Genomic DNA, 12,029 nt, shown 5'->3' on the forward strand with positions numbered 1-12,029 from the left:
CTTAATTACAAACCTTTCGTATCCTACTTCAACTTCTACCCTAGCTCCTCCAAGATCGTGTTATCAGTTTTGATCTGGTTATTAGTTTTGTGAATACCTGCAAGAGGGTGTATCATCTGTGCTCGTTATATGGTCGGAGTTGTTCATGAGTGTGCTAGAGGGGGAGGTTGCTCCTGAATTTGTTGTGAGGTGTGAAGATGGTACTACGGTGCCTTCTTCCACATATATAGGTAAGAAAAATATAGTTCTGTACTTTTATCCGAAGGATGATACGCCAGGGTGTACCAAGGAAGCCGAAGATTTTAGGGATGCCTATGCGGAGTTTTCGCGTCTGGATACTGTGATTGTAGGCGTTTCTTGTGATGGGGAATCTTCCCATGCTAACTTTAGGAAGAAGCACCAGTTGCCTTTCGAGCTAATCTCCGATGAGGGGGCAAACTTGTCCAAACTGTACGGCACTTGGGTTGAGAAAAGCATGTTTAGTAAATCGTACATGGGTATAGAAAGGTCAACTTTCCTTGTAGATAAGAGTGGCAAGGTGCGGAAAGTCTGGCGCAAAGTCAAGGTAGATGGGCACGTAAATGCTGTTTTACATGCAGTGAGCAGCTTAGAAAACGAAGAGACCGTTTAGTTGGTGTAGCTTTGTGTCTAGGAAAAAACCTATAAAAGTTAGATTGTACAATGAAGACAGCAAGGTTGGGGTAGGTGGCAGGGTAGTCTTAGATGCCGGCCAGGCCCACTATGTGCGTGATGTGATGCGGGCTAGGTGCAATGATGTCATATCCCTGTTTGATGGAATGCGCGGCGAATGGCTTTGTAGGATTTCGTGCATTTCACATAAGACTGTTGAGGTTGAGATCGAAAAGCCCTTGAAGGAGTACGTACCCACTAGGGATTTGGTCTTATGTTTTGCTCTGGTGAGAAACGACATAGTGCGTAGCATTGTCAGACAGTCTACAGAAATGGGCGTAACCCTTTTACAGCCGGTTTACACTAAATACTCTTCTGTAAGTGACATAGACAGGAGAAAATGCCGTCTGTGGGCGATTGAAGCCTCAGAACAATGTGGTAGACAAGATATTCCGCAAGTTGCGCCTGTTGTGGATTTTATTGCATTACGTGAGTTTTGTAGCCCCGAAAGGCAATTTGTGTTGTGTGATGAGACAGGAACTGGAAAACCGCCACGTGAGGTCCTACGTGGGGATCGGGATGCTTGGGTAATTGTGGGACCGGAAGGGGGGTTTTCTGGCGAAGAATTACACTTTTCTGAGGGCTTTTGCGACAAGATATCTCTTGGCCCTCGTATACTGAGAGTTGACACTGCCGTGGTGTGCGCACTTGCGTATGCCAATGATTGCTATTTGGCTGTGTAAGCCTTCACTGCATCGAGCCTACACATCCAATAAATTTGGTGCACATAATTGGGATGCCATTGAGTCTACGGTGTGTGAGTGCCCGATGTAAATCTCGGTATAAATCGTTGATAGTGTACAGGATAATGTAGCATGAAAGTTGCTATGAAGGGGCATATACACTACTTGTGATGGTAAAAATTCACCATAGGTGTTACCATTGATGTACCAAGGGTATGCAGCTTCTAGCTGTACTTTAGTCAAGTGGTCTGCATTATGTCCGAATTATTTCTCAGTCTTAGTGGCTCAGGTAATGGAAGTAGGAGCGCCGCACTGCAAGCAATGCTTGCCAATGATCCCGGTCTGCGGCGCAATTTTCTAGCTGTCGTAAGTCTCGCAAAAGAGGGTTTGCTAAAGATAGAGGGACAAGACCTTGAATTTGCTGGATGCAAGGTCCGGTTTGCGCGTCCTGAGCATGGTAAAGAGGAGCTACTACTTGTCCTTGAGACTGACGTGGATAGCACTTTATCTTCCCTGTTGAGCCGTTTTGCACCTGATGATGTGCATCTAACAGATACCAGCATAGAGAATGCGCGAATCACAGCCGGAGTGAGTGTCGTGGTTAGTGATGCTGAATCAGTGCACAATCTTTTCTCCTGCATAGCGGGAGTGATAGACAGTGGCAACGTATCATTATCCAGTCAAGAGGAGGGTGGCGACCCACACACTCCTGAATCGTCCGGCCTTTGTGGTGTTGCCAAGAACCTGCTGAATAAAATTCCGGGCAGAAAAACGGTTCCTGACAGCGATGGTTGCGACTTGCTCACTGCCATTTTCGGGCGATATCTAGATTACTACATGACGCGTGCTATTAATTACATTGACGCTGGTGGGCACGCGACTGGCGGGAATAACGAATGGAGGCTTGGCAGCGAGTTTTTGCACACCACTGTAGACGGGCGTGCGCTTTTATACGATGAACTCAATACCGGAATATTATCTAAGCTTTACTACTCGAACGCATTCGTCTCTCCGGCGGCGGGTGTTCATGCTAAGCATAGGGCAGCACTGCTTTCTGCGGTATTGAAGGCCATCTCAGATCTACCTCAGAATATTAAGGATGAAGTTATACGTGACAGCTCAACTAAGAAGCGTTCGGGTGCCAACTTTCTATGTGCCTGCAGTATGGAAGTATACGCTTCAAATCGTCATGTAAGTGCCGCAAAGTCTAATATAAGAATACTTGACATGATGAAGTCTGTGGCAACGGACTTTCCTGATAGGTATCAAGAAGCTGCTGGTATTCTTGCCATTTCTTGTGTGCACTCTCCATCTAAGAAACACAATAAAGATCTAATTGATACGTTGCTGAAGGGTGATGTACGGTTCCCGAGTATATACGATGCATACGACAATAACGGGGCAAAGGCAGGGAGTGCTCAGAGTTCTTTACTTGAGGCGTTGCGGGCCAAGTACGCAAGAGTGAAGAGTCTCATGCGGTCATGTGGGGTGGATCCTCCGCCTTTTCATCAGTTTTGTACCTGCAGCTTTTTTGAAAGCCTGCTTCCTTTACTGGAGTGTTTCGGTAACGGATTTCAGATAGATTTGCCAATCCAAATAGATAATGGCATCAGCGCAATAAGCACGAGTCAAGGTCCTGTGTTTGGGCAGCAAGTGGCTGTTAGTGGCGAGGATCTAGACACTGATGCCGAGCTTCTAGAACAATTCCGTCGTCCCAGCCGTGCTGTTTTCAAGTTTTATGACGGTCGTGTGCGAAAGGCCTGCATAGCGCTTGCTGAGATTATTGTTGTCTCTGTTGTAGCACTGTGTGTTGTTGCATCGCTATACTCATCGGGCAAGGTTAGCGCGTATACGATGTCGATAGTAGGGGCAGTTATCGGCATAACATTAGCGTTATCCGTAATAGGGCTAGTGATTTTGCGCTCTAGAAGTGGTCACGAGGCTTGCATTGCGGGCCATCAGTCCGCTACTACGCTGACTCTTTGCGTGAATATCCTGGACAGGAACTTGTTTCAAAATGCCTGTGCACAGCAATCCATTTCCTATTTTGGCATAGCAAACGGAAAGCTATGCATGGGGGGTCGTCCTGTGCCCCAAGATAAATATAAGGTATGTATATTGGGTGCTGAGGATGAGCTTCCGCACGGCATGTGCATCTTGTTCCGTATGAATGCCATGCGCGATCATGGGGATCTTGAGCTATTAAAGGCGGTTTCTGGCAAAGCTATGTGGCCAAAGGATATCACTACGGACATGTCGTTCTCTTCGTGTCCGTACATGGGTGCTAGCGACTGTGGGGTACTATGCAACGTAGCTGGTAAATGGTCATCCAGGGCTTCGCACATGGCACTAATGAAGGTGCTTGCTAGGACTGGAAGGGTAGGACCGTTGCTTGCGTATCTGGACACATATGTGGATCTTATGTGTCCTGAAAACGGAAATGGTTCTATCGATGCCAAGTTTCGCACTTCGATGAACTGGAAGCTGATGTACAGAGATCACGTGGATTTCGGGATCATCACTGCGATATACCAGTACTGTGGAATGTATCTGGAAGAAAGGCGCAGAGCTTGTCTGAAATACATCACTTCGTTGCTTCAGGTGCATGATGCCGCAAGTAATTCTAATAAATACAAGCATATCAGTGACGTGCACCTACTGGTGAAAGGTCCAGGGTTTCCGTTCTCGGGGAGCACCTACTTGCTTGCCTTGAGGGGGGAAAGCTGCCTGACATTCGATGCGCAGAACTGGTTTCTATCTCAAGTTGTACCAGTACAGTTTACCGGCTTTATGTGCTCAGATGATCACGCGTTGATTTGTCCTCCGGGTATTGGTGATACTGACTTGGCGTTACAAGGGCAAGAAGAGGATGCGATAGATGAAGAGTGCGGTGAGGGGCTTGATGGAAGCTCGCTGCCTCGTGGGCGCAAATCAGCTCTAGCTTCAGAAGGCTACGTGGCGGGAGATCATGGCACAACTATTTCTAGCTGTGGTGCCGAGTTAGGTGATTCAGACGACTATTATTTGAGCGATGAAGATGATGTCGGTACAGAGCTAGATAGCTCTACGGTGTTGGGTAAGACTTCTCGCCTCGGGGGACACGGGAGTGACCTAGGTGTGGCATGCTAACAAACATTCCATACTGCGGTGCGCGTATGGTCATGCGGGGCCCGGTTGTGCATGGTGCGGCAAGCGCAAGTCCCTGTACTATTGTGCTTTGTATGATTTATGCGTCAGAGTTGTGGTGATAAACTGATCTAGATCTCCGTTCAACACTGCATTTACATCTCCAGCTTCGTATCCAGTCCTCAGGTCCTTTACCATGCGGTACGGGTGCATTACGTACGACCTAATCTGGTGGCCCCACCCAATGTCGCACCTATTGTTGTGTTCTAGGGCCATTTTTTTCTCCTTTTCCTGGAGCTCCATCTCATAAAGGCGGCTTTTTAGCAGACTGTAGGCCTCTGCACGATTTTGGTGTTGAGATCTGCTAGTCTGACACTGAACCACTATGCCTGACGGTATGTGAGTAATGCGCACAGCACTTTCAGTTTTATTGACATGTTGGCCACCAGCTCCTGAAGCTCTATAAGTGTCAATACGCAGGTCCTTCTCAAGGATTTCTATGTCAATTCTGTCATCAACTACCGGAGATACCTCTACACTAGCGAAACTTGTGTGACGCCTTGAGGAAGAGTCAAACGGTGATATACGCACCAACCTGTGTACGCCACTTTCAGTTTTTGTCCAGCCATAGGCTCCCTGTCCGGAGATTTTCACTGTTACTGACTTTAGCCCGGCTTCCTCACCGTCTATTTTGTCCACAATTTCTGTTGAAAATCCGTGGAAAGCCTCGGCCCACCTCACATACATGCGCAGTAACATCGCAGCCCAGTCATTGCTTTCTGTGCCTCCAGCCCCTGAACGCACCACCAAGAAGCATCCACTGCCATCAGCCTCTCCACAGAACATACATTCGGTTTTCTTTTGATTGATGCGGCGCTCGAGTTGGGCGAGTGACTCTCCTAAATTATTAAGGAACTCGCTGTCGCTCTCATCAGCAAGGCTTAGCAGCTCAACGCAATCATCGTATTCCTCTTTCAAAGCGTTGAACGAGGCTACAACCTCCCCAGTCCTTGCCCTCTCACCCAACGACTTTTTTGCATCTTCTGGGTTGTCCCACAGGGAAGTGGACGAGCACTTGAAGTTCAGCGCCTCCAGAGAGCTCACAAGACCGCTAATGTCAAAGACACCTCGCAATAGACTCTAGATCGGCACCGAGTCTACGTACAATTTCCGAAATTGTGGACCTACTGTGCATTCACGCCCCCAAGTTACCGAACCCCACCACTGTCTTTAGATGCCAATCTGTTGAATACTAGGAAGAACAAGAACACACACAACAGCAGCTTCAACATAAATCCCATATATAGGCGACTATGCCGATGCTAGCAGATGGAAACGGAAAAAGCAAGCCGTGAATAAATCTCATAGCGGGCAGCTCTAGGCTTATGTTCCCTAATTTTTAAGTAAAAAATCACCCTCAACGTGTTGTACATCGTCATTCTCTTCTAGGTCGTTGAGAAACTCCGTGAGCTTTGCGCAAAGATCGTGAGAGTCCACCGCTACATGCTGTTTTGGTCTCCAAGATAATCTAGCCAATTTGCCGTCAGAGTACCGTTCATACAGCCCATCCCTGACTTTACCAAAATCTTCCACGCCGCAAATTATTCTGTACACCTTGTCTTCGCCTTCCCCATCTTCCTCGAGATCTATGGCTCCCAAACTGGTTGCAAGGTCAAAAAGGTCGTCGAAACTCTCGATACATTGCGCTCCGTATACTATCAAGCCCACGTGATCAAAGAGGTATGCTATGCTGCCTTTCTCCCCTAACTTGCCTCCGTATCTGGAGAAAATGTGTCTCAGTTCACCAGCGGTACGATTGCGATTGTTGCTTAGCGCATGCACGACGATGGCGGTGCCACCTGGGCCATATCCTTCGTATGTGATTTCCTCGTAGCTATCATCAGCTTCATTCCCCTGTGCACTCTTTATTGCAGCCTCTATTTTGTCTTTAGGTAGATTCTCTGCCTTTGCTGATGCTATAGCAGCCCTAAGTCTCGGGTTCAATTCCGGGCTCGGCGATCCACTCCTGGCCGCGATTATTATCTCCTTCCTGAGTTTAGTAAATACCCTAGAGCGCTTCGCGTCCTGAGCTCCCTTGCGATGCTTTATGTTTGCAAACTGCGAATGGCCGGCCATAGCAATCCTCTTGTACAGCAAAACGTGTGCTACAGTCTAGGCATTGTACGGCAGATATGCAATCCTATTTCTCTCATGATTTATACACCCGAGTATCGGATATAGGGTAGGGTGCCGTACCTAAAAGCCATGTAAATGCTGAAGTAGCCCACCTGCACGTTGGTAAATAACGGCTGCCAGATTTAGCATTCCACACTCGTCATAATAGTTCCCGATGACCTGCAGCGCCGTAGGCAATCCACGCTCTGACAGCCCAGCTGGGACGGAAACTGCCGGAAGCCCGGCGAGGCTGGCGGGGACCGTAAAGATGTCAGTGAAATACCTATCTATTGCATCGAGGATTTCCTCAATTCCTGTAGCCTCTACCGGAGTTGTTAGAGTGAGTATGTAGTCTACTTTTTCAAATGCTGCAGAGAAATCCTGCATGACCAGATGTCTGACTCTACGAGCCTTGTCGTAGTAAGCGTCATAATACCCGGAAGACAGGGTGTATGCCCCAATTAGCATTCTTCGCTTCACTTCCTCGCCAAAGTTCAGGCTACGAGTGAGCTCGTACATTTCGTCTACAGTTTCTCCCTCTACTCTCGTGCCGTACCTCACCCCGTCATAACGAGCCAAGTTTGACGATGCCTCGGATGACGAGAGTATATAGTACACGGGTAGAGCATATGTTGTGTGTGGCAAGCTGATCTCCGAAATTTCCGCGCCGCAATCTTGAAGGTGCTGTATGTTTTGATTCCACATGGCCAGTATGTCTTCCCGATTTTGGGGCAGTTCGTATTCCTTTGGTATACCCACACGTTTGCCTCGTATGTCGTAATTGATGTGGCTTAGAAAGTCTGGTACAGCCTCCTGAGAAGAAGTAGAGTCTTTCTGATCATAACCGCATATCGCTTGTAGCATTATGGCTGCATCCTCTACTGTACGGGTCAGCACCCCCGCTTGATCTAAAGAGCTTGCAAATGCTACCATACCCCAGCGTGAGCACCTGCCATAAGTTGGTTTTGTCCCAACAATGCCGCATAAGGCAGCTGGATGTCGTACGGATCCCCCCGTATCGCTTCCAAGAGCGCCAGCGCATAACAATCCAGCCACTGCGGCGCTCGATCCTCCTGATGATCCTCCAGGTATTAAGTCTCTGCCGTCAACTCCCTTCCATGGATTTTTTACAGGCCCAAAGCAGCTGTAGGTGTTTGCAGAACCCATGGCGAATTCGTCCATGTTAAGCTTGCCCAACATAACGGCACCGCTATCCCACAACTTTTGAGAAACCGTAGATTCATGTGTAGGGACGAAGTTTCTTAATATGTTAGAGCATGCAGTAGTTCTTATTCCTTTGGTGCAGAACAGATCCTTCACGCCTACAGGTATTCCAGACATTGGATTTATAGGCTCCCCGCGTTTTAGCAGTCCATCCACTTTGTCTGCAGCTTCTAGTGCTAACTCTGGAGTTTTTGTAACAAATGCATTGAGCTGTTCTTGTTCTACTGCGCTAATATACGCCTCAGTCAGCTCCCGTGAGGAAAATTCCTTATTTTTTAGATGGAGATGGGCTTCCGATATTGACAGCTTTAAGAGCTCTTTCTTCATAAACGGCAAAAAGTTACTGGCGCGTGTGTTGGAGGTTAGCACACTTTGCACTCAAGGCAACTGAATTTGGCGATATGAGCGAAGTTTCTAGTTGCGACAATCTGGGGATATCACGGGGCTGCATGGGTGTTGTAGTATGTTACGCAATTGGAGGCATTGGGGTTTCTACGGTGCAGCGACCATCTTGTGGGTGAATTCCTTTTGAAGCTAGATATTGTGTTTGTTGTGTGCTAGTACGAGAGTAGATTTTCTGATTGGTGCTGATGTTATGGTGTATATGCCGCGATGGCCCAGGGTTTTAGAGTGTCGAGTTCCGGATTTTAAACTTGATAGAGTGGCAAAAATACTGGAAAGAATTGGTAATCCAGAAAAGCTCATGCCTCCAGTCATACATGTTGCCGGCACCAATGGTAAGGGTTCTACTATTGCCTTTCTTGCTCATATTCTCCGTGCTGCCGGAATTAGGACCCACGTTTATACATCGCCGCATCTTGTGGAGTTCAATGAAAGGATTGTACTCGATGGAACGAAGATAACCGATGCCTATCTAGATGAAATTCTGGAAGAGTGTAGGTTGGCAAGTGAGGGGATACAAGTTACATTTTTTGAGGCCACAACGGCGGCTGCATTTTTGGCATTCTCCAGGGTGGCAGCTGATATTACGCTGGTTGAAGTGGGTATGGGAGGTAGGCTTGATGCCACAAACGTTGTCACTCCTATCTTATCAATCATAACTTCTATATCTCTAGATCACACGGATTCTTTAGGGTCTACTGTAGAGCTTATTGCTGGAGAAAAATCTGGTATTATTAAGCGAGGTGTGAGCTGTGTTGTGGCTCCGCAATACCCTGAATCTATTATGCGCACTATAGAATACTATGCAATGCGTGAACGAGCCCTTTTGTACAGGGGGAATATCGAATGGTTTTGCTCTAAGGGTACGGACGGTATGGTCTTCACCAGCGGTGAGGATGTGTATGAATTTCCTCTTCCGTCGCTACTTGGTGACCATCAGATTATCAATGCTGGTAACGCAGTGGCAGCATGTAGTATCCTATCCGGTAAATTTCACTACAAAATTGATTATGAAGACATAGTTAGCGGGATTACGAACACCCGGTGGCCTGCCAGACTTGAGATGATAACCGGTGGATTTGTTCGTAAGTTGCTACCTGACAATTGGAAGATGTTTTTAGATGGAGCACATAATCCATCTGGAGCACAGGCCTTGAGTTACTGGGCTGAGCGTCACACGGATGGTGGCTTGTACCTAATTTTGGGGATGACTAGGGGCAAGGATGGTAGGGCATTTCTATCTTATATGAAGAAATACATCAAATTTCTATGTGCAGTTTGTGTAAAGTCAGAGCCGAGGGCGAAGCTTGCTGAGGAAATTGTACAAGAGGCCATGGAGCTCAATATTCCTGCCTCTGCGGAGAGTGACATACAATCTTCAATCAAGAAGATTCTCAGCATTGGGGATCCCGGCGCAGAGGCCACAGTCCTGGTATGTGGATCGCTATTCCTTGCGGGAGATCTTCTTAAGGAGAATACCATGCGCTGATGTACGTCTCTTGACTGTGTTATTAAGGGCGTCAGGCCATTTTGCAGTGGGTTGTTGCTGCATTTCTGTTTATAATGTGGCGTGCATTAGTTAATTACTCTTCATTCTGTGATCAGACTTGGTACAAGGGGTAGCGTGCTAGCGATGCTTCAGGCGGAAGAGGTGAGAGCGGCGATTGTTGCGCACTTTCCTGAGATTCAGGTGGATATTACCAAGATCAAAACGTCTGGGGATGTGAGGAACGACAGGCCACTGCACGATATAGGCGGCAAGGGCCTGTTCATTAAGGAGATAGAAGAAGCGCTTTTGTCCCATAGAGTGGATATTGCAGTACACTCTGCCAAAGATGTTCCCAGCTTTTATCACAGAGACCTGGACATTCCGTGTATTCTCAAACGAAGATCTCCAAGGGATGTATTCATATCTGTGCGGTATGGGAGTGTGGGCTCTCTGCCTATTGGCGCAAAAATCGGTACCTCATCTATCAGGCGGAAAGTGCAGCTTCTTGCCTTGAGGCCGGATTTAGAGATAATCCCCGTGCGGGGCAATGTCGACACACGAATTGCAAAGGTACGCGCTGGTGAATGTGATGGCATAGTGCTGGCCGAAGCCGGGGTAGATAGAATATCAGCAAATACTGAGATCAGCGAGATATTACATCCTGATGTAATGCTGGGAGCCGTTGGGCAGGGCGCTGTGTGTGTTCAACACAGGAGGTGCGACAAGGAAATTGCGTCCGTGCTTAAAAAGCTCAATGATCACAGGTCATTCATGACTGTATTAGCAGAGCGGAGTTTCATGAAAGCTGTTAACGGCTCTTGTCATACGCCTTTGGCCGCAATGGCTAGGTATTTAGACAGTGGTTTGATGTCAATGAAGTGTATGCTGGCTCATGATTCTCGCATTATGGAGTTTACGGAGCGCACCTTTTCCGAAGCTGAGGCAGAGAACGCAGGTTTTGAAATGGGGGTGATGCTCAAAGATGAATTACGACTGCGTGGCGTGTAACCTACCAAAGGTGCAGGGAACGTACCGTAGAGGTGCGAGTATGCGTAATTCCACATGGTTTAACGTTGGAGGTGTGGCTGAGGTTTTATTTAAGCCGGCTAGTATAGAGGATTTAGCTGCATTTGTGCGTGATGCTGATTTACCCATATCCGTTGTAGGCACAGCATCGAATCTTATTATCAGAGATGGAATCGTTGAGGGTGTCGTTGTAAAGCTAGGTCGGGAGTTTGCGGGCATACGTTGTGAGGGTAATACAATTATTGCTGGATGTGCCGCACTATTGGGCAACTTATCCATGGTTGCTCAAGACAACGGAATCTCTGGTCTTGAATTTTTTGTGGGCATACCGGGTACTGTTGGAGGAGCAATTGAGATGAATGCTGGTGCCTATGGCAGCGATGTTGCTTCTGTATTACATTCGGTTCAGGCAGTAAATGAGCACGGTGAGGTTTGTACGCTTTTCAAAGACGATATGCGATATTCGTACCGCGAGCACAAGCTGGAGGGCAAATGGATTTTTGTGACTGCTACTTTTACTGGAGTTTTCGGTGATCGTAACTCTATTAGGGGAGTTATGAATGAGTTTATAGTGCGGCGCAACAACTCGCAGCCTGTCAGGGGCAAAACTGGTGGATCTACCTTCAAAAATCCTGAGGGGCAATTGGCATGGGAGCTGATCGACAAAGCCGGATGCAGGGGGTTGCGCATTGGAGGAGCACAAGTTTCTGAAAAGCATTGCAATTTTCTGTTAAATCAGGGTGGAGCGACTGCACAAGATTTAGAAGATCTAGGTAATGAGGTTCGCCACAGAGTTAGCAATCTATGTGGCATTGATCTTGAGTGGGAAATCAGATTTTTGGGGCGTGGATTGTAGCACTCTGATACACAGGGAAAATGAGCATTAACAAGAAGCTCCACGAGGATTTTAGTGGAGAGCGTCAAGCTAGAGCAGCACGTAGGAAGATAGCAGGTGCATATGGAGCCCATGCCATCTCCATGTTACTCATGGAGATATGCGTAGTACTTATGCTAGTGACGGCATTGGCATTGGCACTTACCGTTGCTCCTCCCATTGTTGCTGCTATGGCACTTGCCGCTTCTGCTTTAGTTTCCATATCAACTGCTGCTTTTAAAATAGCTAAAGCTGCTGGTGCCACCACAACTCGAGCTACTGTCAAAGCTGCCGCCGCCTCTGCTTATACTGCTACCGCTGCCGCTGCTGTTACCAACAT

General features: G+C 47.5%; 10 protein-coding genes. 7 read left to right on the forward strand and 3 right to left on the reverse strand.

Annotated elements, in window-relative coordinates; translation table 11 throughout:
- Positions 1 to 145: 145 nt before the first annotated feature.
- The 3 genes from OC187_RS01655 to OC187_RS01665 all read left to right on the forward strand — a co-directional run bounded on the left by OC187_RS01655 (position 146) and on the right by OC187_RS01665 (position 4,502).
- The gene (locus OC187_RS01655) at positions 146 to 631 is read left to right on the forward strand and encodes a peroxiredoxin (protein WP_262998336.1); all 486 of its coding nucleotides are present in this window, start codon (positions 146 to 148) and stop codon (positions 629 to 631) included.
- Positions 632 to 644: 13 nt separating this feature from the next.
- On the forward strand, positions 645 to 1,373 hold the full coding sequence (locus OC187_RS01660; RefSeq protein WP_262998337.1) for a 16S rRNA (uracil(1498)-N(3))-methyltransferase: 729 nt from the start codon (positions 645 to 647) through the stop codon (positions 1,371 to 1,373).
- A 255-nt stretch (positions 1,374 to 1,628) separates the two neighbouring features.
- On the forward strand, positions 1,629 to 4,502 hold the full coding sequence (locus OC187_RS01665; RefSeq protein WP_263008525.1) for a hypothetical protein: 2,874 nt from the start codon (positions 1,629 to 1,631) through the stop codon (positions 4,500 to 4,502).
- A gap of 78 nt (positions 4,503 to 4,580) precedes the next feature.
- Here OC187_RS01665 and prfB read toward each other — a convergent pair whose 3' ends face one another.
- The 3 genes from prfB to gatA form a co-directional block, all read right to left on the reverse strand.
- Positions 4,581 to 5,633 (reverse strand): peptide chain release factor 2, encoded by a 1,053-nt coding sequence (gene prfB, locus OC187_RS01670; protein WP_396124693.1) that lies wholly within the window; start codon positions 5,631 to 5,633, stop codon positions 4,581 to 4,583.
- 258 nt (positions 5,634 to 5,891) lie between these two features.
- Positions 5,892 to 6,635, reverse strand: coding sequence for a YebC/PmpR family DNA-binding transcriptional regulator (locus OC187_RS01675; RefSeq protein WP_262998340.1), 744 nt, complete (start codon positions 6,633 to 6,635; stop codon positions 5,892 to 5,894).
- Between the two features lie 120 nt (positions 6,636 to 6,755).
- Positions 6,756 to 8,225: an Asp-tRNA(Asn)/Glu-tRNA(Gln) amidotransferase subunit GatA gene (gene gatA / locus OC187_RS01680; RefSeq protein ID WP_263008526.1), complete on the reverse strand. Its 1,470-nt coding sequence runs from the start codon at positions 8,223 to 8,225 to the stop codon at positions 6,756 to 6,758.
- A gap of 268 nt (positions 8,226 to 8,493) precedes the next feature.
- On the opposite strand from gatA, the gene OC187_RS01685 reads away from it, so the two are divergent.
- The 4 genes from OC187_RS01685 to OC187_RS01700 all read left to right on the forward strand — a co-directional run.
- On the forward strand, positions 8,494 to 9,789 hold the full coding sequence (locus OC187_RS01685) for a bifunctional folylpolyglutamate synthase/dihydrofolate synthase (RefSeq protein WP_262998341.1): 1,296 nt from the start codon (positions 8,494 to 8,496) through the stop codon (positions 9,787 to 9,789).
- Between the two features lie 108 nt (positions 9,790 to 9,897).
- Positions 9,898 to 10,797: a hydroxymethylbilane synthase gene (gene hemC / locus OC187_RS01690; RefSeq protein WP_262998342.1), complete on the forward strand. Its 900-nt coding sequence runs from the start codon at positions 9,898 to 9,900 to the stop codon at positions 10,795 to 10,797.
- Positions 10,772 to 11,671, forward strand: coding sequence for a UDP-N-acetylmuramate dehydrogenase (gene murB / locus OC187_RS01695; RefSeq protein ID WP_262998343.1), 900 nt, complete (start codon positions 10,772 to 10,774; stop codon positions 11,669 to 11,671). The genes hemC and murB overlap by 26 nt, the downstream gene beginning before the upstream one ends.
- 20 nt (positions 11,672 to 11,691) lie before the next feature.
- Positions 11,692 to 12,029, forward strand: a 338-nt coding sequence (locus tag OC187_RS01700) for a hypothetical protein (protein ID WP_263008527.1), incomplete at its 3' end; no start/stop codon positions are given.

The organism is Anaplasma capra (genome assembly GCF_025628805.1).
GTDB classification, from domain to species: Bacteria; Pseudomonadota; Alphaproteobacteria; order Rickettsiales; family Anaplasmataceae; genus Anaplasma; species Anaplasma capra.

Excerpts from the sequence above, each read along its gene's own strand:
- gatA (WP_263008526.1), bottom strand. The coding sequence starts at position 8,225 with ATGAAGAAAGAGCTCTTAAAGCTGTCAATATCGGAAGCCCATCTCCAT.
- OC187_RS01685 (WP_262998341.1), top strand. The coding sequence starts at position 8,494 with ATGGTGTATATGCCGCGATGGCCCAGGGTTTTAGAGTGTCGAGTTCCG.
- murB (WP_262998343.1), top strand. The coding sequence starts at position 10,772 with ATGAATTACGACTGCGTGGCGTGTAACCTACCAAAGGTGCAGGGAACG.
- OC187_RS01675 (WP_262998340.1), bottom strand. The coding sequence starts at position 6,635 with ATGGCCGGCCATTCGCAGTTTGCAAACATAAAGCATCGCAAGGGAGCT.
- OC187_RS01665 (WP_263008525.1), top strand. The coding sequence starts at position 1,629 with ATGTCCGAATTATTTCTCAGTCTTAGTGGCTCAGGTAATGGAAGTAGG.
- OC187_RS01655 (WP_262998336.1), top strand. The coding sequence starts at position 146 with ATGAGTGTGCTAGAGGGGGAGGTTGCTCCTGAATTTGTTGTGAGGTGT.